16 protein-coding genes are annotated in these 19,895 nt (G+C 70.8%); 6 read left to right on the top strand and 10 right to left on the bottom strand.

The annotated features are described in order from the left end of the window. Positions 1-505 precede the first annotated feature (505 nt). A complete protein-coding gene (locus CLV54_RS02430) occupies positions 506-1,162 on the bottom strand; it encodes a TrmH family RNA methyltransferase (protein WP_100343626.1) in 657 nt (218 codons plus the stop codon). Positions 1,163-1,676: 514 nt separating this feature from the next. On the opposite strand from CLV54_RS02430, the gene CLV54_RS02425 reads away from it, so the two are divergent. The 4 genes from CLV54_RS02425 to CLV54_RS02410 all read left to right on the top strand — a co-directional run bounded on the left by CLV54_RS02425 (position 1,677) and on the right by CLV54_RS02410 (position 6,217). After that, entirely contained in the window at positions 1,677-2,633 is a 957-nt protein-coding gene (locus CLV54_RS02425) for a DUF559 domain-containing protein (RefSeq protein ID WP_157802778.1), read from the top strand. A gap of 140 nt (positions 2,634-2,773) precedes the next feature. Next, a complete protein-coding gene (locus CLV54_RS02420; RefSeq protein WP_100343352.1) occupies positions 2,774-4,273 on the top strand; it encodes an Nramp family divalent metal transporter in 1,500 nt (499 codons plus the stop codon). A 167-nt stretch (positions 4,274-4,440) separates the two neighbouring features. Further along, the gene (locus tag CLV54_RS02415) at positions 4,441-5,199 is read left to right on the top strand and encodes a metal-dependent transcriptional regulator (protein WP_100343351.1); all 759 of its coding nucleotides are present in this window, start codon (positions 4,441-4,443) and stop codon (positions 5,197-5,199) included. Between the two features lie 214 nt (positions 5,200-5,413). Then, on the top strand, positions 5,414-6,217 hold the full coding sequence (locus CLV54_RS02410) for an HAD-IIA family hydrolase (RefSeq protein WP_100343350.1): 804 nt from the start codon (positions 5,414-5,416) through the stop codon (positions 6,215-6,217). A gap of 370 nt (positions 6,218-6,587) precedes the next feature. Here the strand turns inward: CLV54_RS02410 and CLV54_RS18095 are convergent, their stop codons facing one another. The 3 genes from CLV54_RS18095 to CLV54_RS02395 form a co-directional block, all read right to left on the bottom strand. After that, positions 6,588-9,077, bottom strand: a complete 2,490-nt coding sequence (locus CLV54_RS18095) for a hypothetical protein (RefSeq protein ID WP_100343349.1) — start codon at positions 9,075-9,077, stop codon at positions 6,588-6,590. After that, positions 9,077-9,625: an orotate phosphoribosyltransferase gene (gene pyrE / locus CLV54_RS02400; RefSeq protein WP_100343348.1), complete on the bottom strand. Its 549-nt coding sequence runs from the start codon at positions 9,623-9,625 to the stop codon at positions 9,077-9,079. The genes CLV54_RS18095 and pyrE overlap by 1 nt, the downstream gene beginning before the upstream one ends. Positions 9,626-9,775: 150 nt before the next feature. After that, complete coding sequence (locus CLV54_RS02395; protein WP_100343347.1) at positions 9,776-10,072, bottom strand: hypothetical protein; 297 nt, start codon at positions 10,070-10,072, stop codon at positions 9,776-9,778. 379 nt (positions 10,073-10,451) lie between these two features. Here CLV54_RS02395 and CLV54_RS02390 point away from each other — a divergent pair, with 379 nt between their 5' ends. Continuing rightward, positions 10,452-11,375, top strand: a complete 924-nt coding sequence (locus CLV54_RS02390; RefSeq protein WP_100343346.1) for a LysR family transcriptional regulator — start codon at positions 10,452-10,454, stop codon at positions 11,373-11,375. 101 nt (positions 11,376-11,476) lie between these two features. After that, positions 11,477-12,325 (top strand): exodeoxyribonuclease III, encoded by an 849-nt coding sequence (locus CLV54_RS02385; RefSeq protein WP_100343345.1) that lies wholly within the window; start codon positions 11,477-11,479, stop codon positions 12,323-12,325. A gap of 185 nt (positions 12,326-12,510) precedes the next feature. Here CLV54_RS02385 and CLV54_RS02380 read toward each other — a convergent pair whose 3' ends face one another. From CLV54_RS02380 to CLV54_RS02355, 6 genes are read right to left on the bottom strand one after another with little or no spacing between them, the layout of a single operon-like run. Next, positions 12,511-14,559, bottom strand: coding sequence for a hypothetical protein (locus tag CLV54_RS02380; protein WP_100343344.1), 2,049 nt, complete (start codon positions 14,557-14,559; stop codon positions 12,511-12,513). Between the two features lie 43 nt (positions 14,560-14,602). Beyond that, the gene (locus CLV54_RS02375) at positions 14,603-15,694 is read right to left on the bottom strand and encodes a glycoside hydrolase family 130 protein (protein WP_170061941.1); all 1,092 of its coding nucleotides are present in this window, start codon (positions 15,692-15,694) and stop codon (positions 14,603-14,605) included. A gap of 2 nt (positions 15,695-15,696) precedes the next feature. After that, on the bottom strand, positions 15,697-16,530 hold the full coding sequence (locus tag CLV54_RS02370) for a carbohydrate ABC transporter permease (protein ID WP_100343343.1): 834 nt from the start codon (positions 16,528-16,530) through the stop codon (positions 15,697-15,699). Beyond that, a complete protein-coding gene (locus CLV54_RS02365; RefSeq protein ID WP_100343342.1) occupies positions 16,527-17,498 on the bottom strand; it encodes a carbohydrate ABC transporter permease in 972 nt (323 codons plus the stop codon). The genes CLV54_RS02370 and CLV54_RS02365 overlap by 4 nt, the downstream gene beginning before the upstream one ends. An 8-nt stretch (positions 17,499-17,506) precedes the next feature. After that, positions 17,507-18,808 carry an extracellular solute-binding protein gene (locus CLV54_RS02360; protein WP_211294413.1) on the bottom strand — a complete coding sequence of 434 codons (1,302 nt, stop codon included), beginning with the start codon at positions 18,806-18,808 and terminating at the stop codon, positions 17,507-17,509. 58 nt (positions 18,809-18,866) lie between these two features. Next, the gene (locus tag CLV54_RS02355) at positions 18,867-19,892 is read right to left on the bottom strand and encodes a LacI family DNA-binding transcriptional regulator (RefSeq protein WP_100343340.1); all 1,026 of its coding nucleotides are present in this window, start codon (positions 19,890-19,892) and stop codon (positions 18,867-18,869) included. Positions 19,893-19,895 lie beyond the last annotated feature (3 nt).

Genomic DNA, 19,895 nt, shown 5'->3' with positions numbered 1-19,895 from the left:
CGGGCTGAGGAGCAGGGGGTCGCGGCCCGCCGAAGGCATCGGAGCCCCCGCGAGAATGTCCGTATGCACTCAAGGTTTGTCGATGTGTAGGCATAAATGAGGACATGAGCAGCTCTTTCACCCCCCGATTCACCCTTATTGGGGTGGTTTTTCCCCGGGCTCACGCGTGACGACCCCCTTTCGGGTGACGAAAGGGGTGATGAATAAGGGATGAACGTCCGCCGCAGGCGGGTTGGGGCGCGGAGGGGGGCAGGGAGGCGGCGGGGGCGGGGCGTGGGCGTGCGTGCGAGGGGAGGGGCGGGGCGTACGAGGGCGGGGCGGACGCAGGGGCGCGCGCGGGGCGGGCGCGATGCGGGGAGCGTGGGGGGCGGGGAGCGTGCGGGGCAGCGGTGAGAGGGCGGGGAGCGTGCGGACAGCGGTGCGGGTGGGTCCGCGGTGCGAGACGGGCCGCGGTGCGAGACGGGCCGCGGTGCGAGCGGCAGTGCGTCAGCGGCTCGGGCGGCGGCTAGTTGTCGAAGCGCACGTGCTGGGTCACCCAGACGTGCATGGCGACCGCCGCCGCGGCGGAGGCGTTGATCGACCGCGTCGACCCGAACTGGCTGATCTCGACGACGCTCTGCGCCGCCGCGATCGCCTCCGCCGACAGCCCCGGACCCTCCTGGCCGAAGAGCAGCAGGCACCGTTCCGGGAAGCGGAACGTCTCGATGAGAACCGAGCCCGGAACGTTGTCGATGGCGATGATGGGGAGCTCGGCGGCGTTCGCACGGGCGACGAGAGCCGCGACATCCTCGTGGTGCTCGACGTGCTGGTAGCGGTCGGTGACCATGGCGCCGCGCTTGTTCCAGCGGCGGCGGCCCACGATGTGCACCGTGTCGGCGGCGAACGCGTTGGCGCTGCGCACGATCGAGCCGATGTTCATGTCGTGCTGCCAGTTCTCGATGGCCACGTGGAACGGATGCCGGTGCTCGTCGAGATCGGCGACGATCGCGTCCATACGCCAGTACCGGTAGCGGTCGATGACGTTGCGGGAGTCGCCCTGCTCGAGCAGCTGAGGGTCGTAGCGGTCCTCGTCGGGCCACTCGCCCGCCCACGGCCCCACGCCGTTCGTGGTGAGCTCGACGGAGGGGGCAGGGGAAGCAGAGTCAGGGGCGTCATCCCGGATCGCGTGGCCGTCGAGGCTGTCCCTGCCGTCCCGGCTATGCCGACCATCCCAACCATCCCGGGTGTCCCGGCTTTCCTGGGCGTCACTGCCATCCCGGGCGTCCCCGCCGTCCCGGCCATCCCGGGCGCCCCTGCCATCTCGGCTGCCTCGGGGACCCCGGGCGTCCCGGCTGTCCTGGGCGTCCCCGGCGTCCCGGCTGTCCCGGGCGTCACTGCCATCCCGGCCGTCCCGGTCCGCACGGGACAGGTCGGCGACATCCTCCGGGCCCACCTCGGCGCCGTCGGTGTCACGCGGGCTCTCGGGCATCCTCCCAGGCTAGTCGCCCCGCGTTCCCCCTCAGAGGCGCACCCGAGTCGTGGCCCCTCCTCCTCCCCCACCCCCGACCCCCGCGAGTCGCGCCAAACCGTTCTATCCGCGCGGATACGGACCGATGTGGCGCGACTCGCGAGCGTTCGCCGTGCAGGCCTGTGGAGAAGCGGCGAGGCGGGAGAGCCGCACCGGGCATCATGGGCGGATGCCGCGGCGAACACCCCTTCCCCCAGCCCTCGCTCTCACACCCTTCACGACCGCCCGCGCCCACACGCACGGCGTGGGCGAGACGCGTCTGCGCGGTGGTGACCTCGCGCGGCCGTATCACGGGGTGCGCGCGCCGGGCGCGGCGGCATCCGGCGATCCGCTCCAGGACGCCTGCTCGGCCTATACGACGCGGATGAGGCCGACCGCGTTCTTCAGTCACGACACCGCCGCGCGCCTGTGGGGCCTTCCCCTGCCGACCCGCTTCGACCCCGGCGGCGAGCTGCACGTCGCGGTCGGCTGGCCCCGGCGGGCACCGGCCGGTCGAGGGATCGTCGGGCACGCGCTGAAAGACGCCGCCGTCACCGTGCGGCAGCGGCACGGGTTCCGGGTCGTCGATCCCGTCTCCGCGTGGCTGAGCCTCGGCGCCTCCCTCTCCCCCGATGACCTCGTAGCGGTCGGAGACGCGCTCGTGCTCGATCCGGTTGTGGTCGACCCGGCCATCGATCCGCTGTCCGAGAGGCCCTGGGCGACCATCGCCGAACTGCAGAGGCGGCTCGACGGCTTCACCGGACGGGGGCGACGCGTGCTGCGCGAGGCCCTCCCGCTCATCCGCGAGGGAAGCGAATCCCGCCCGGAGAGCATCCTGCGACTGACCCTGGGCCGTGCCGGGCTGCCCGAGCCGGAGGTCAACGCCGAGGTGCACGACGGCTCGGGGCGGTTCGTGGGCCGCGGCGACCTCGTCTACCGGGCCTGGAAGGTCGTGGTCGAGTACGACGGAGACCAGCACCGCACGGATTCCCGCCAATACGATCGCGACCAGTCGCGGGTCGAGTCGTTCTTCCTCGCCGGCTGGACCCTCGTGCGGGTGCGCAAGACGGCGCTCTTCCGCGAGACGGCGACCACCGTCTCACGCGTGCACCGCGCACTCACTGCCCGCGGCTGGCGCGGCGCCTGACGCCGCGCCAACTACACCTCTCGCGAGTCGCGCCATATCGTTCCATCCGTGCTCATTTGGACCGGTTTGACGCGACTCGCGAGAGGCGGGAAGGACCCGTCCACTTTTAGGGATGCCTAAAAACGAGTAAGGTTTTAGGCGTGCCTAAAACCGAGACGGCGACATCCCCCGCCACGACACCGCGACCACCGCGTCCGCTGCGGCTGCTCTGGCTGCTCGGCCCCGCGCTCGTCGCGGGCATCGCCTACGTCGACCCCGGCAACGTGGCGAGCAACGTGACCGCGGGCGCCCGCTACGGCTACCTGCTCGTCTGGGTGGTCGTGACCGGCAACGTCATGGCCTGGCTCATCCAGTACCTGTCGGCGAAACTCGGCCTCGTCACCGGCAAGAGCCTGCCCGAGCTGCTCGGCGAGCGTCTCACGGGCCGCGCGCGCCGGCTCCTCTACTGGGTGCAGGCCGAGCTCGTCGCCATGGCCACCGACCTCGCCGAGGTCATCGGCGGCGCCGTCGCCCTCAATCTGCTCTTCGACCTGCCGCTGCTGCTCGGCGGCGTCATCACCGGCGGGGTCTCGATGCTCGTGCTCGCCGGCCAGAGCCGTTACGGGCAGCGGCCGTTCGAGAGCGTCATCATCTCGCTGCTGCTCATCGTCGTTCTCGGGTTCTGCGCGGGAACGATCGTCGCAGGCCCGGATGCCGCGGCAGCGGTCGGAGGGCTCGTGCCGCGTTTCGACGGCTCCGAGTCGGTGCTGCTCGCGGCATCCATCATCGGAGCCACCGTTATGCCGCACGCGATCTACGCGCACTCCGCGCTCACTCGCGACCGCTTCCCCGGCAGCCACGCGAGCCGCCCTCCGCACCCGACCTCCGCTGCCCCCGAACCCGCCCCCCGCGCTGCCGCCGAACCCGCCCCCCGCGCCGAACCCGCCCCTCGCGTACGCCCCGGCTCCGGTCCCTGCGCCGAAGACACCAGCACCACCACTGAAAACGACGGAGTTTTCCCCCAGAACTCGGCCTCAAACGTCCGAAACACGCCGAAACGGGCAGAATCTCCGTCGTTTTCAGCGGCACCGCCAGCGGGAGGGATCTCGACGCGACGTCTGCTGCGCGCCACCCGCTGGGATGTCTCGATCGCGATGATCATCGCCGGCACCGTCAACCTCGCGATGATCCTGCTCGGGGCGAGCGCGCTGTTCGGCGTCGCCGGGACCGACTCGCTCGAAGGCGCGTACTCCGCGCTCGCCTCGACGCTCGGGATCGCCGTCGCGACGCTCTTCGCGGTGGGCCTGCTCGCCTCCGGACTCGCCTCCACCTCGGTCGGAGCCTACGCGGGCGCCGAGATCATGCACGGGCTCCTGCACGTGCGCGTGCCGCTCATCTGGCGGCGGATCGTGACACTCGTGCCCGCGCTGCTCATCCTCGCGATCGGATTCGACCCGACCACGGCGCTCATCCTCAGCCAGGTGGTGCTGTCGTTCGGCATCCCCTTCGCGCTCGTGCCGCTCGTCTGGCTCACCGCCTCGCGGGGGGTCATGGGCGAGTTCCGAAACCGGATCGGCACGACGATCGCGGGGGCAGTGGCATCCGCTCTTCTCGCGGCGCTCAACGTCGTGCTGCTCGTGCTGCTGTTCTCGGGGGCCTGAGCCCGTGGACCGCACTCGGCAATTCAGGCCGTCGCGCTCGAGAAGGCGGCGATTCGCGACATGGCACGGATGAAGGCGCGGCCGGCGAAGCGCGGGGCGCCGGCCGCGCAACGCGGGGCGCCCGCGGCGAGGCGCAAGGCGAGGCCTCGCAGATAGTCTGGCTGACGATGACCTCCTCCACGCCGCAGAAGAGTCCCGCCCCCTCGTCCCGAGGCGAGCGGCGCACCCCCGCCGGCGAGACGGCGACCGAGGACTACCTCAAATCCATCTACGCCCACACCGAGTGGCAGCCGGCAGCCGTCACACCCTCGGAGCTCGCGGCGAAGCTCGGTGTCGCGCCGTCGTCGGTGACCGAGATGGTCAAGAAGCTCGCGGCCCAGGGGCTCGTGACGCACGTTCCCTACGGCGCGATCACGCTCACGGACGCCGGCACCGCCCGTGCGCTCGGCGTCATCCGACGGCACCGCCTCGTCGAGACCTGGCTCGTCGAGGAGATGGGCTACAGCTGGGACGTCGTGCACGATGAGGCGGAGGTGCTCGAGCACGCCGTCTCGGAGCGGCTGCTCGACGCCATGAGCGCGCGTCTCGGCAACCCGTTGCGCGACCCGCACGGCGACCCCATCCCGACGGCCGACGGCCACGTCGTGCGCACACCGGCCGTGCTCGTGAGCCAGGCGGCCCCCGGCCATCGCGGCACGGTGCTGCGCATCAGCGACCGCGACCCCGCTGTTCTGCGTCTGCTCGACGGGCTCGGCATCGGCGTCGACACGGATCTCGTGGTCGAGGGGCTGCTCGCCGATGCAGCGGATGCAGCCGGTGTAGCGGATGCCGCGACATCCGCCCGCTCGGTGGTCGTGACCCTCGACGACTCGTCCCACCACACGCTGCCCGCCGTGACCGCCGACGCCATGTGGATGACCGCCTGACCCGCCCCCTCGACGATTGTGCTCAAAACGACGGACATTTTCGCCTCCTAAGCGCAAATCGCGGCGAAAACGGCACTGTGCGGCGAAATCTCCGTCGTTTTGAGCAGAAACGGGCGGATGACGGAGGAGCGGCGCGGATCCAGGCGCAGGCTCTCTCGATAGGCTGGTGCCCACAGCGGCCCGATCCCCCGACAGGCCGGCGAAAGGAGCATCCGTGGCGTCACGCGACGAGGTCGAGTGCTGGCTCACCGACATGGACGGCGTGCTCGTGCACGAGAACCACGCCCTGCCCGGCGCCGCAGCACTGCTGCAGCAGTGGCAGGACCAGGGCAAGCCGTTCCTGGTGCTCACCAACAACTCCATCTTCACCCCGCGGGATCTGAGCGCGCGGCTGCGCTCCTCCGGCCTCGACGTGCCCGAGGAGTTCATCTGGACCTCGGCGCTCGCCACCGCGGACTTCCTCAAGTCGCAGGTTCCCGGCGGCTCGGCCTTCGTGATCGGCGAGGCGGGCATCACGACCGCGCTGCACGAGGCCGGCTTCATCATGACCGAGACCGACCCCGACTACGTCGTCGTCGGCGAGACGCGCAACTACTCCTTCGAGGCGATCACCAAGGCGATCAGGCTCATCGTCAACGGTGCGCGTTTCATCGTCACGAACCCGGATGCCACGGGCCCCAGCGCTGACGGACCCCTCCCGGCCACGGGCGCGATCGCCGCACTCATCACGAAGGCGACCGGCAAGGAGCCGTACGTCGTCGGCAAGCCGAACCCCATGATGTTCCGCTCGGCCATGAACCGCATCGGCGCGCACTCCGAGAACACGGCCATGATCGGCGACCGGATGGACACCGACATCGTCGCCGGCATCGAGGCCGGGCTGCACACGATCCTCGTGCTCACGGGCATCAGCGACCAGGCGGAGATCGAGCGCTACCCGTTCCGGCCCGACGAGATCCTGCAGGGCGTGCACGAGCTCGTCGAGAACGACCCGTTCCTGGCCGAGATCAACGACTGACGAGCGGATGCCGCGGGCGAGCCCGGTGACTCAGCCCGCTTGTGCCTCGGCCTTGCCTGCCGTGCTGCCGTGCTGCCCTGCTGCCCGCTTCCGCCGTGCTGCCCGCTGCCCGCTGCCCGCTGCCCGCTGCCCGCTTCTGCCGTGCTGCCGTGCTGCCCGCTACCCCACGGCCCAAAACGACGGAGATTTCGCTTCAGAAGCCCCGTTTCGCCCCGAATTGCACATTTAACGCAGAAATGTCCGTCGTTTGGAGTGCACCCCGGGAGTCGGTGGTCAGGACAGGACATTCGGGCAGGGCGGAACAGGGCAGGGCAGGGCGGAACAGGGCAGGGCAGGGTAGAGAGCGGGGTAGAGGGCAGGGCGGGGGCGCTCAGCCGGCCGGCGGCGCGGGCACGAGTGTGCCGGTGAGCGGCTCGCCGGAGGAGCGGCTCGCGAAGCAGAAATACGAGCGCTGGCCGGCATCCCACTGCTCGACGGTCACCGGGTAGCTGCCCTGCAGCTGCACGTCGGCGAACTGCCCCGCGACGCCCAGGTCGATCACCCCGGGCGCACTGCACAGCAGATTGATCTGGCCCGCGAGCGCCTCCTCGCCGGGGAAGGCGGCGGCGGGGTCGGTGCTGAAGACGCCCGTGAAGACCATCTGCGCGGGGTGCGGCGCCGTGCAGTCGACGACGGTGAAGGTCTCCTCCCACGGCGAGCCGTAGGGGTCGAGGCATTCGCCGCCGCGCAGAGTGTCCCACTCGTGGACGCCGAGCGGCTGTGGGCCCGTGGCCTCGACCGTCGGCGTCGGCGTGGATGTCGGGGTCGGCGTGGATGTCGGGGTCGGGGTCGGTGACGGTGACGCGGAGGGCGCCCCGGCGATCGAACGCCCCAGGATGTAGAGCGCCACGAGCACGAGGATCGCGACGAGTCCGATCGCGATGCCGACGAGCACCTTGGTGTTCGCGGGCCAGGGCTCGCGCGGCGGACGGCCGCCCGCGCCGGCGCCCCGGCCATGCCCGCCGCCCGAGCCATCGGATCCAGCCGAGGACTGCGCGGCATCGCGCTGCGCCCGGCGGCTGAGCGGAGGCTCTGAGCCGGCGCTCGCCGGGCCCTGCGCCCCCGGGCTCCCGGCGGCGCTCTCGGCAGCGACGATGAGCGGAGGAGCCTCGAACCCCGAGACGACGGGGGATGCCGCGGAGGTGTCGAGGTACTGAGACTGCTCGAGCGAGACCGTCGGCGCCTCGGCGCCCGGCTCTGCCACTGGGAGGACAGGGAAGACGGTGGTGGGGTTCGTGTACGGCTCGTCGGCCCCGGGTACCATGCCGGCCGTGGGGATCACGACGGTCGGGTTGGTCGGGAGGAGGGCGTCTTCCTCGGCGTCTTCCTCGGCGGCGTCTTCGGCATCGGCATCGGCATCGGCATCGGCATCGGCATCGGCATGATCGTCCGCGTCCGAGCTCACGTCGAGGCCGAGCATCCGGAGCGCGGAGGTCGTCGTCGCGGGCTCCTCGATGTGGTCGAGGTCGGGCTCGGCGGTCTCCGGCTCGGAAGCGCCGGTGGGAACGTCGGGAAGCCCGGGCTCGGCAGGTTCGATGGGAACGTCGGGCTCGACGGGCACTTCAGTCTCGATGGGCACGCCGGTCGTAGCAGGCTCGGTGGGCACGCCGGTCGTAGCAGACTCGGTGGGCATGCCGGTCGTAGCGGGCTCGGCAGGACCGGCGTCGGGCGGCACGACCGGCCCCCGGACGACCGGAGCCGTGATGGGCGCGACGAAGGCCGGGATCGGCATCACCGGCGGAACCGGCGACGGCACCGGCGGCGCGGAGGCCTCGGCCGGAGGCGTCGGCTGCGAGCGCGGTTCCGCGGGCGGCGGAGACACGGCGGAGGCGGCATCCGGGACCACGAGCGGGTCGGGGGCGTCGTTCGGCTCCAGGTTCCAGACGAAGTCGCCGAAGGTGGGCGCGGCCGGCTCGGCGGCCGGCACCGGGGCGACGGGCTCGGCCGCAGCGGCAGGGAGCACGGGCTGCACCGAGGTTGCCGGCGGCACCGGGGCAGCGGGGAACACGGGCGGCGCAGGCGCGACCGGCGGTGGGGTGACCGGGGGCACCGGCGACGACACGGGCGGGACGAACGCGGGCGGCGCGAAGGCCGACGCGGGCGGCGGGGCAGCGGGTGCCGGCGGCACGCCCGGCACGACCGGCTCGACGGGCGCGGGCGGTGAGACCGGCGGCACGGCACGACCCACGATCGGGATGGGGCCGGCATGCGTCGACTCGAAGCGATCCGCGGATGCCTCGGGCAGGGGTTCGGCCGGGAACACCTGCTGCTCGGGCTTCGCGGCGCTGCGCGGAGCCCAGATGCTCTGCTCGTCGTCGTCCGAGTCGTCGAGGTCGTCGTCGGGACCGGGCGGCGCGGCCGGGGGCTCCGACGGCGTGATCGGCAGCACAGGGGGAACGGGTGGAATCACGGGCATGCTCGCCGTGCGGACAGGCAGCTCGTCGTCGGCACGGGCCTGCCACCACGGCGCTGGGGCGCCGGCCGGGGCACGGGGCGCCGGCGGCTCGAACGGCGAGGCGGGGCCGGCCGGTGCGACGGGCGCAGGCGGCACCTGTGGAGCAGGCCGGGCAGCCCATGGAGCGGGCTCTCCGGGTGCCGGCACAAGGGGCGCAGACGGTGCGGCAGGCGTCACGGGGGCGGCGGGCGGCCCGGGTGTCACGGGAGGGCGGGGCTCTGCGGCATCCTGCCGGGGCACCGGGGCCGTCGGCGGAAAGGACTCACCGAGCTGGGCGAGCAGCCATTCGGCGCCCCGGAACTCCCCCGTGGGCGGGTTCGCCGGATCGGCGCCGTCGCCGTGCTGCTCGTCGCGCTCGTCGTTCATCAGGCGAGTCCGAGATCCTCGAGCCCGATCGCGTAGAAGTACGGGTAGCCCGCACCCTCGATGGCTGCGCGGGCTTCGGTGTTGCGGTCGACGACCACGGCGACCGCGGCCACGATCGCGCCCACCTTCTCGAGCGCCTCGATCGCCTTGAGCGGGGAGCCGCCTGTCGTCGAGGTGTCCTCGAGCACGATCACACGTTTGCCTGCCAGCTCGGGGCCCTCGACCTGCTTGCCGCGGCCGTGGTCTTTCGGCTCCTTGCGCACGACGAAGGCGTCGTAGGCCTTGCCGGCCGCCGCACCCTGGTGCAGGATCGCAGCCGCGATGGGGTCTGCGCCCATCGTCATGCCGCCGACGGCCGAGACGTCGGGGATGTCGGCGATGAGGTCGAGCATGACCCGCCCGATGAGAGGGGCGACGCGGTGGTCGAGGCTCACCTTGCGCAGGTCGACGTAGTACGTCGCCTTCGTGCCGCTCGTGAGCGTGAAGTCGCCGTGGAAGACGGCCTCGGAGGCGATGTAGTCGATCAGTTGGCTGCGTTCGTCGGTCACGAAACCACAGTTTAGGGGGTCATCCTGCCGTTCGATCGGTCGGCCGGGGGCGAGAAGGCCTGCAAGGCGACCCGTACGGCTCGGTGCAGGACTGGTCGCACGCTCGGCACGCGGCCCGGCGCACACACGCAGAACCCCGCGGTCGCGCCATCAGCTCGCGAGCTGCGTGCGGATCGCCTCGGCGGCGTCCGATCCCTTCTGCGGGATCTTCTCCCAGCGGATGTCGGTGCTGATGCCCACGGCCACCCAGCCGAGCTCGCGCACGGCGGCGCCGAACTCGCGCATCGAGGGGGCGACCGGCCGGCCGCGCTTGGGCCCGACCCGGCCCAGGGAATCGGTGTACCAGCTGTAGTACTTGCCGATGTGCTCGGCGATCTCGGTGTCGCTCAAGACATGGTTGGTCGAGCGCACATCCGAGTCGCTGATGGCGACCTTTTTTCCGAACATCTATCGTCCTCCGACCTCTATGGTCGCAGGTTTGCCTGCGGCACGGTCACAGGTGGTCGTCGTGCTCGTGCCACCGGGATCGGCGCGGGGTCGAGACCGCCCGGCTCGAGTCGACGGGCCGCGGCCTGCCGGGTCACCGGACACCGACGGCTCGGGTCACCGGGCAGCGACGAGTCGATCCGGCCCGCCCGGCGTCAGTACCGCGGACGCGTCGGGATACGGCGGTAACCGTCTCGGACGGTTACTACACCGGCACCGGCGATGGCCGCGGCGCTCATTACGGCGAGGGTGAGGAAGAAGATGGTCATAGCTCTATTCGACGCCCTACTATCGTTAAGCACAATCGAATTGTTCTTCATCAACACAGTAGGAGAACTACATGGATGTCCGCCGTCTCGACCTCCTCCGCGAGCTCTCCGAACGCGGCTCGGTCACGGCCGTCGCCCGAGCCACCCACCGCACGCCCTCGGCCGTCTCGCAGCAGCTCAAAGTGCTCGAGCGAGAGGCCGGCGTGCCGCTCACCGAGCGCTCGGGCCGCGGGCTCGCGCTCACCCATGCGGGCCGCGAGCTGGCCAGAAGCGCAGCGGATGTCGCGACCGCCCTCGAACGCGCGAACGCCCTGTGGGACGAGTTCCGCAACCACCCCAGCGGCGAGGTGAGCCTCGCGACCTTCCCCACGGCCGGGCAGATGCTGCTGCCGGGACTGCTGCAGCGGCTCACCGAGGTTCCCGGGCTCGTCGTGACCTGCAGCGACCGCGACCCGGAGCTCGAGGACTTCCCGGCGCTCACCTCCGACTTCGACGTCGTGCTCGCCCACTCGACGCTCGGCCAGGTGCCCTGGGTCGGTCGGGGGCTGCACGTGACGCCGCTCATGCGTGAGCCCCTCGACGTCGCCCTGCCCCTCGGCCACCGACTCGCCGAACGCCCGAACGTCACCCCGCACGACCTCGTGGGCGAGACCTGGATCGGCGTGCCGCCCGGCTACCCCTTCAACAGGGTTCTCGACGAGATCGAGGTCGTCAGCGGGCATCCCATCGTGACCTCGCAGCGATTCGGCGACACCCGGGTGACGGAGGCCTTCGTCGCGGCCGGGCTCGGCATCGCCCTGCTGCCCTGCTTCACCGCCGGCGGCCTCGACGATCGCGGTCTGGTGCTCAAGACCCTGAGCGGGGTCACGGCCGCGCGCAACATCGTCGCCCTCACGCGGCCCGATCGGGCCGAGCGCCTGGCCGTGCGCACCGTGCTCGACGCGCTCGTCGCCGAATCGGAGCGGGTGCAGCGCGCCAACGCCGGCCGCTCCTGATCCCGACCGCACGACCTCCTGCATTCGGGTTCGGGGACGGGGAGATCCGAGGCTCACGAGTGAGCGCCGTGCGCGTCGGCGGCCCGCGGTAGCGTGGTGGTATGCGCATCGCCACCTGGAACGTGAACTCGATCAGAGCCCGCGCGGGGCGCGTCGTCGACTGGCTCGTGCGCGAAGACGTCGACGTGCTCGCCATGCAGGAGATCAAGTGCAAGCCGGAGCAGTTCCCGGCCGAGCGCTTCGAGGAGGCCGGCTACGACCTCGCCATCCACGGCCTCAACCAGTGGAACGGCGTGGCGATCGCGAGCCGTTACCCGATCGAGGAGCTCGCGATGAGCTTCCCGGGCATGCCCGGCTTCCTCAAGGGCCAGGAGGGCCCCGATCTGCCCCTCGAGGCCCGCGCCCTCGGCGCGACGATCAACGGCGTGCGCCTCTGGAGCCTCTACGTGCCCAACGGGCGCACCCTCGACGACCCGCACTACGCCTACAAGCTCGACTGGCTCGCGAACCTCGCGGCGAGCACCCGCGACGAGCTAACCGCCGCCCCCGACCGGCCGCTCGCGCTCATGGGCGACTTCAACGTCGCGCCCCTCGACTCCGACGTCGGCGACCCGAGCTTCGTGCCCGGCCTCTCGACGCACATCTCCCCTCCCGAGCGCGCCGCCTTCGCCGAGTTCGCGACCGTGGGGCTGCAGGATGTCGTGCGCCCGCGTATCCCCGAGGGCTACACCTTCTGGGACTACAAGCAGCTGCGCTTCCCCCGCAACGAGGGCCTGCGCATCGACTTCGTCCTCGGATCGCAGCCGTTCGCCGACGCCGTGACGAGCGCGCGCATCGACCGCAACGAGCGCAAGGGCGACGCCCCGAGCGACCACGTTCCCGTCGTCGTCGATCTCGACCTCTCGTCCGACGACGAGGATGACGACGATCGCCCGATGATCTTCGGCTGAGCGGCTGAGCGGCTGAGCTGAGCGGCATAAGAGCCGCGCGCCGCACACACGGCGCGGAGCCCGAGCAGCTGCAGGCCGAACCCTCCTCCACGGGGCTCGGCCGACGAACGACTCGGCGCACCACACCCGAAGCACCACGGCCCGGAGCACCACGGCCCGGGCGTCTCGGCCCGCTCGTTCCAGCCTCAGCGCGTCACGATCGCGAAGCCTCCGGCCGGAATGAGCACCGTGCCGGTGCCGGTGAGCTCGCGCGACCGCACGAGCTCGCCCGAGGCGTCGTAGATCTTCGCGGTCGAGCCAACACTGTCGAAGCCGACCGACGCCGGCTGCGGGATGAGCCCGGCGGAGTGGACGAGCTGGGTCGCGCCGCCCTCGCCGGCGAGTTCGAGACGCGAGACGACCGGGCGCACGATCAGCGCATCGAGGTCGACGGTTCCGCTGAGCGCCGTGACCGTGAGCTGCGATCGCGAGGCGGGCAGCGGCAGGCTGAGCTGTTGGGGCAGCAGGGCGCCGGGCGCCGGGCTGATGCCCCGCGCTCCCGTCGAGTGCTCGAGCACTCCGAGCGGCAGCAGCTTCGAGCTCCACAACGATCGCGCCCCGTCGTCGCCCTCGGCCAGCAGCGACACGGGCTCGACGAGCCGCGCCTGATCGGAGGCGCCGAGATCGAACGTGGCCTTCTGCCCGCGCGTGAGCTCGAGGTAGGCGCCGCCGCCGAACTGGGACTCCCCGGTCCAGGCCGACTCGGGTGTCGCGACGGCTCCCGTGGTGGATGCCGCGGTCTCGCCTTCCACGACGGTCAGCCCGTCGCGTTCCACGACCCCCGCCACCGAGCGTGCACGCTGCGCGACCTGGGGGTGGGCGTCGAGCGCGAGCATCGACAGCAGCCCATGGATCGTGCTCTCCGCCCCGCTGTTGCGGTTGATCGTTCCGTCGGCGGCGACACCGTCGACGGTCACGCCCGTCGCGGGGTCGTAGACCGCCTCGCCGGAGGCGTTGGAGCCGAAGTACCAGCTCGCCTCGAGCGCGGCGAGGTCGAGAAGGCCCGGCAGCTCCGCGGCATCCGCCACCGACAGCAGCGACTGCAGACGCGAGTCGGCGCCGTAGGCGATCTGCACCCGTTCGATGGGGGTCGGGTACCACGCGTTGTCAGGCCCGCCCGCGGTCAGGAGGGTGGGCGTGAAACTCGTGGAGTCGAGGATCGCGCCGTCGAGGAGCGCCGGATCGCCGAGCGCCGTGGAGGCGGTGGCGAGCGCGGCGGGCATCTGCGACGACCAGGCGTGCCACATCGAGCGCGATTGCGCCCACGGCATCAGCGCGCCGTAGGGCCACGCACGCGTCGAGCCGGAGGAGAGCGCCGCGATGCCCTCCGTGAGCTTGCGGAGCGCCTCGCGTGCGACGGTGTCGTCGGGCGCCGCCGCGAGGTAGGCGGAGAGGCCGAGGCTGGCCTCGGCCGAGGCATCCGCACCGTCGACGATGAGCCAGGCGGGAACCTGCACGCCGTCGGACTCGACGTACTGGCCGTATGTGTCGAGCGCCTCGCGTTCGATGGCGCCGAGACCGAGTCCGAGGCGGTCTCGGAGGAAGGCGGCGAACTCGGGATCGGTGTCGACGAAAGCCGCGTACCCTTCACCGAAGGCCCAGATGCTGCGGGCGAGCCAATAGCTCGGCCCGGAGTCGGAGGGATCGGGCAGCTCGACGGGCTCGGGGCTGGGGTTGAGCGTGCCGTCGGGCTGCATCCAGAGCACGACGTTGCCGGCGTTCTCGCCGCTCGTCGTCTGCAGATAGGCGAGCGAGCGCAGGAGCTCGTAGGCCGAGGTCTTGCTCGACTCCGCGCCGGTCTGGGTCCAGTGCCGCAGGTAGACGACGGCGGCGCGGGCGATGTCGTCGGCGTTGTAGGAGCCCTGGCCCCAGTGGCCCGTGGCCAGGTCGAGCGGCCCGCCGCCGACCCGCTCGAAGGCGCCGCCGTCACGCGCGTCGGCGTAGGTCCAGAGCGCCGTGAGCTGCGGCTGCTCGTCGAGGCGGTAGCTCGTATGGCCCTCGATCTCGGCGGGCGTCACGGTGTCGAGCAGGAAGTCGAGGTGGGCGGTATTGGCGAGCGGCGCGGTGGCGCCGGCGGGGGATGCCGGCTCTGCGGCGAGCGCGGACTGCGCCGTCGCGGTCGCCGTGATGCCAGCGGCCGCGAGCACGAGGGCCGTGAGGCCCGCGAGGCCGCGTCGTGAGGCTGTTCTGTTCATCGGAGGAGCTCTCCTTCGTCGTCGTTTGTCGGTGCCGAAGCGGTCAGACCCGGTCGAGCCGGGCCACGCCGATCTTCGAGTCGGCCATGCCGTAGAAGACGTAGTGCTGCCCGTCGACCTCTTCGATCGCGGTGGGGAAGACCACGTTGGGCACGATGCCGCTGCGCTCGTCGTCGGTCTCGGGAGACAGGAGGGGCTCGGCCGTGCGCGCGAGCACCCGGGACGGGTCATCCGCCGACAGGATCATCGCCCCCGCCGCGTAGTTGACCCGCTGCTGCTGGTCGAAGGCGTTCTCGATCGAACCGGTGACGCCGTGGTGGATGAGCAGCCAGCCCTCCGGGATGCGCAGCGGGGCGGGGCCGCCGCCGATCTTGAGCGCCTCGAAGGGGTACTCGCTCATGGCCAGGAGCCGGTGCCCGCGCCAGCGTACGAGGGCGCGCACATCGGCCTCGACCTCGGCGACCGGCACGTAGCTGATCCAGATGCCGGGGCGATCGTCGGTCACGCCCGCGGGAAGGTGCGTGCCCTCTCCGTCGCGGATCCAGCCGAGATCCCACATGGGCCGGTGCAGCGCCGCGAAGCACGGCTCGCCGCCCGGGCCCGGCACGGGCTCGGGGAAGAACACTGTGTCTTTATTGGGGAAGAGGTTGAGGTCGGTGTCGAGCGCGTCGTCGTAGGAGAACAGCACGGGCCCGAGCCGGGTCCACTCGCGCAGGTCGACGGATGTCGCGACCGCCGTCTTCGGCCCGAGCGGCCCGTACGCGACATACGTCATCACGTGCAGCCCGAGCGACGGGATGAAGGTGACCCGCGGATCCTCCACGCCCGCGTTGCTGAGCCCGCGCTCCCAGCCCCGGTCGGGGGCGAGCACGATGCCCTCGCGTGTGACCGAGCTCGGCACGCCGTTCTCGAGGACGACGCGGGCGAGCCCGACCCGGGAGACGTTGCCGTCGGCGACGAGCCGCGGCAGCAGGTAGAGCGCGCCGGAGGGATCGTGGCCGGTGGCCGGGTTGAGAACCCCCTCCGCCTCGAGGGGGTTGCCCTCCTCGGGCGTCATGATGACGCCGACGCGGGTGAGCGTGTAGGGGACGGTGGTCGTGGTGGTCGTGGTGGTCGTGGTGGTCTGGTCTGTCATGATCAGCCTTTCACTCCGGAGCCGATGTTGGTCGAGGTGAAGTACCGCTGGAAGACGATGAACAGCACCACGGCCGGAACGGCGAGGACGACGGCGCCAGCGAGCACGGCGCCGAATGGGTTGGATGCGGTCGCCGCCACGTTGCTGATGTAGTTGGCGAGCGAGACCGCGAGGGGTTGGAGAGCCGCTTCCTTGGTGATGAGGAAGGGCCAGAGGAACTCGTTCCACGGACCGATGAAGGTCAGCAGCACGACCGTCAGGAGCGCCGGGCGCACGAGCGGCAGCGCGATCCTCGTGAGCACCCTGAACTCGTTGGCGCCGTCGATGCGCGCGGCGTCGAAGAGCTCCTTGGGCACCTGCAGGAAGTACTGGCGGAAGATGATGACCGCCGTCGAGTTGATCGCGAAGGGCAGGATCATGCCGAGGTAGTTGTCGGCGAGACCGAAGTCCCTCGCGATCATCACGTAGAGCGGGATCATCAGCAGCTGGAACGGCACGACCTGCACGAGCAGGGCGAGCGCGAAGGTCACCCCTCGGCCGCGCCACTGAAGCACGGCGAGCGCGTACCCGGCGAGCACCCCGAAGACGATCGTGCCGAGGATGACGCCGCCCGTGAAGATTCCAGAGTTGACGAGCCCCTGCAACAGGTCGATCCGCTCGTTGATCTGCGTGTAGTTGTCGAGGGTCAGGTTCGACGGGTCGGGGAACGCGCCCGCCGGCGTCGGGTTCGGCTCCGTCTGGAGCGAGCCGATGATCATGTAGTAGAAGGGGAACAGGAAGGCGAGCGCCCCGATCGTCAGGACGATCGCGCGCAGCACGGTCTGGAACCTGCTCATGACTCGTCACCTCCCGCGAACTTGCGCTGCAGCCAGGCGATGGCGAGCACGACGAGCACGAGGACGACACCGATCGCGGCCGCGACATCCGGGGTGCCCTGCTCGATGCCCTTCTGGTACATGAGGAAGACCGGCGAGGTCGAGGCCCCGTTCGGCCCGCCGCCGCCCGTCAGCAGGTAGGGCTCGGTGAAGAGGTTGGCCCCGATGACCGTCGACAGCAGCAGCACGAGCACGGTGGCGGGACGCACACCCGGTACGGTCACCGAGAAGAACGAGCGCACCTTGCCCGCGCCGTCGGTCGCCGCGGATTCGTAGAGCTCTTGCGGCACGTTCTGGAGCGCGGCCAGGTAGAGCAGGATGTAGAAGCCGAGCTGCTTCCAGGTGACGAAGAGCGCGATCGTCGGCATCGCCCAGCTGGGGTTGATGAGCCAGGACGGATCGGGCGCGAGCGGCCCGAGGAGCTGGTTGACGAGCCCGCTGCCGCTGAACAGGAACAGCCAGACGCCCACGACGGCCACGCTCGCCGTGACGTACGGCACGTAGTAGCTCACCCGCAGGAAGGTGCGGAAGCGCACGACCTTGTTGAGCGCGGTCGCGAGCAGGAGCGAGAGCACGACCGTCAGCGGGACGTTGATCAGCAGGAAGATGCCGACGTTGCCGAACGACCTCCAGACGGCGGGATCGGTGAACGCCTGCACGTAGTTGTCAAAGCCGACGAACGGCCGGTCGACCTGCGCGCCGGGAGCGGCGAAGAAGTAGTCGTGGAACGACATCCACACCGCGAAGACGAGCGGGTAGGCGAAGACCGCGAGAACGAAGACGAGATAGGGAGCACTGAGCAGGAGCCCGATGGGGTTCTTGCCGAGGATGCGCCGGCGGCCCGTTCGGCGGCCGGGCCGGCGTGCGCCGCGGCCGGGGGCCCCGCTCGGAGCCCCCGTTCGCGCGGGAGCGACACTCTGCGTCGACATGGCAGCACCTACTGCTGGCCCACGAGGGTGTTGATCTTGTCGGCGGCGCCGCTGAGGGCCGAGTCCAGATCTCCCTCGCCGGAGATCACGGCCTTCGTGTACGCGTCGCGCAGGGCCTGCCAGACCGCGACCGAGTTCGACACGTTGGGCACCTCGACGGTGCGCGCGGCCTGGTCGCCGAACTGCTGGTAGGCGGGGTTCGCGCTGAAATAGTCGGCATAGGTGGTGGCGAGATCCTGTCGGATCGGCATCTGGCCGGTCATCTCGAGGAGCTTGCCGTCTTGCTCCTCGCTCGTCGCGAACTTGAGCACATCCCACGCGGTGCCCTGGTTCTCGCACGCGCTGTAGAGCCCGATGTTCTTCGCATCGCTGAAGGTGTAGGTCTCGTCGGCGGCGATGCCCTGCGAGGTGGGAACCGGAACGGCGCCCCAGTTCACGTCGTCGCCGTAGACCGAGATGGCCCACGGTCCGACGATCGCCATGGCCGACTGGCCGTCGGCGAAGGAGTCGCCCTGGTACTGCTCCTTGTTGGAGTAGCCGTCGCTGTAGAGCGTCTTCCAGAACTCGGCGACCGCCTGGCCGTCCGCGTCGTCGAAAGTGGCCGCGCCGTCTTCGACGAGCTGGGTTCCGCCGGTCTCCGCCGCGTAGAGCGGGTAGAAGTCGAACCAGTTCTGGAAGTACTCGCTCGTGGGCGCCGGGCTGATGGCGAACGGGGCCGCTCCCGCGTCGACGAGGGCCTTGGATGTCGCGAGGAAGTCGTCGTACGTCGACAGCTCGGGATTCTCGGGGTCGAGGCCGGCCTGCGCGAACATGTCCTTGTTGTAGAAGATCATGACCGGGTTCGACTTCCAGGGCATCTGGAAGTACTGGCCGTCGGCCGAGGTGTACTGCTGGGCGATGTCGCCGCTGCGCTCCTCGATGTAGGAGTCGCCGTCGGAGAAGCTCGAGAGCGAGACGAGGCCGCCCTGCTTCTCGAACTGGGGAACGGCCGCCGGAGCCGTGTTGAAGATGAGGCAGGGCGCGTTGCCCGCGGCGATCGCGGCGCCGATGACCTCTTCGCTGCTCGTTCCGGCCGGGATCTCCTGGGCCTTGATCTGCTCGTCGGGGTTGTCGGCGTTCCAGGCCTCGACCATCTGCTTGCCCCAGGCGACCTCCTGCTCGTTGTTCGAATACCAGATGGTGATGTCGCCGCGGGCTTCCGTGGAGCCGCCTCCGCCGCCGGAGGAGCATGCCGTGAGCGCGAGGAGTGAGGCCGCTGCCGCCGCGGCCATCGTGAGTCGGAGTCGCCTGCTCTGTTGTGAGCCGTTCATGATCGTTCTCCAATCGTGTGCCCCGGCACCGATGCCGGAGACGTTGTGTGGTGAGGTGTCAGGGCCGCCCCGGCGCGGCGGTGGAACGCCGGACGACGAGTTCTGCGCTGGGCAGTGCGACATCATCCGACTCGCCGGCCTCCATGAGTCGCAGAAGGCTCCGGGCCGCAGCGCGGCCCCATTCGGCGGGGTCGGTGCCGACCGTCGTGAGGGCCGGGAAGACATAGCGGGAGATGTCGGTGTCGTCGAAACCCGTGATCGACAGATCGTGCGGCACCCGGAGACCGAGCTCCTGCGCCACCGCGAGGCCGGCGATCGCCATGGGGTCATTGGCGTAGATGATCGCCGTGGGGCGCTCCGCCTGGGCGAGCAGACGGCGCGTCGCCGCCGAGCCCTCCGCGATCGAGAAATCGGTGTCGACGGACTGGCCGGCCTCGAGGCCCGCATCCCGCATGGCCTGTTCGAAGGCGCCACGGCGACGCGAGCCGTGCAGGAAGCGGGCGGCGCCGGCGACGTGCGCGATGCGCGTGTGACCGAGGGCCACGAGGTGCTCGACGGCGGCGCGGATGCCCACGGCGTCGTCGATCGTCACCGCGGGGAACGGGCTCGGCACGTCGGGCACGCCGAGCGTCACCGCGGGGATGCCGAGCTCCTCGAGCACAGGGATGCGGATGTCGTCGTGCCGCAGATCGCTCACGAAGACGCCGTCGACACGGCCGTCGGCGACGAGGCTCTTGTAGGTCATGAGCTCAGCCTCCTGGTCGGGCACGACGCTCAGGACGAGAACGCGGCCTTCTGTGGAGAGAACGCTCTCGACGCCGGCTATGAAGGAGGGGAAGAAGGGGTCCGAACCGATCACCTCGGGATCGCGGGCGATCACGAGGCCCAGGGCGAAGGAGCGGCGCGTCGACAACGACCGGGCCCGCAGGCTGGGCGACCAGCCCATCTCGCTCGCGATCCGGAGGATGCGCTCCCGCGTGGCCGGAGCGACGCCGGGGCGGTCGTTGAGCGCGAAGGACACGAGGCCCTTGCTCACACCGGCGCGCTCCGCGACATCCGCGATCGTGAGCTTGCGAGCGGTCACCGC

The sequence above is a fragment of the Compostimonas suwonensis genome, from assembly GCF_002797855.1.
Taxonomy (GTDB): Bacteria; Actinomycetota; Actinomycetes; order Actinomycetales; family Microbacteriaceae; genus Compostimonas; species Compostimonas suwonensis.
This window is presented reverse-complemented; position numbering and strand designations above follow the sequence as displayed.

What these genes read in the sequence shown, in the direction of transcription:
- CLV54_RS02380 (WP_100343344.1), bottom strand. Translation starts at nt 14,559, where the DNA reads ATGAACAGAACAGCCTCACGACGCGGCCTCGCGGGCCTCACGGCCCTC.
- CLV54_RS02365 (WP_100343342.1), bottom strand. Translation starts at nt 17,498, where the DNA reads ATGTCGACGCAGAGTGTCGCTCCCGCGCGAACGGGGGCTCCGAGCGGG.
- CLV54_RS02375 (WP_170061941.1), bottom strand. Translation starts at nt 15,694, where the DNA reads ATGACAGACCAGACCACCACGACCACCACGACCACCACGACCACCGTC.
- CLV54_RS02395 (WP_100343347.1), bottom strand. Translation starts at nt 10,072, where the DNA reads ATGTTCGGAAAAAAGGTCGCCATCAGCGACTCGGATGTGCGCTCGACC.
- CLV54_RS02385 (WP_100343345.1), top strand. Translation starts at nt 11,477, where the DNA reads ATGCGCATCGCCACCTGGAACGTGAACTCGATCAGAGCCCGCGCGGGG.
- CLV54_RS02425 (WP_157802778.1), top strand. Translation starts at nt 1,677, where the DNA reads ATGCCGCGGCGAACACCCCTTCCCCCAGCCCTCGCTCTCACACCCTTC.
- CLV54_RS02370 (WP_100343343.1), bottom strand. Translation starts at nt 16,530, where the DNA reads ATGAGCAGGTTCCAGACCGTGCTGCGCGCGATCGTCCTGACGATCGGG.
- CLV54_RS02415 (WP_100343351.1), top strand. Translation starts at nt 4,441, where the DNA reads ATGACCTCCTCCACGCCGCAGAAGAGTCCCGCCCCCTCGTCCCGAGGC.
- CLV54_RS02390 (WP_100343346.1), top strand. Translation starts at nt 10,452, where the DNA reads ATGGATGTCCGCCGTCTCGACCTCCTCCGCGAGCTCTCCGAACGCGGC.
- CLV54_RS02360 (WP_211294413.1), bottom strand. Translation starts at nt 18,808, where the DNA reads ATGAACGGCTCACAACAGAGCAGGCGACTCCGACTCACGATGGCCGCG.
- CLV54_RS18095 (WP_100343349.1), bottom strand. Translation starts at nt 9,077, where the DNA reads ATGAACGACGAGCGCGACGAGCAGCACGGCGACGGCGCCGATCCGGCG.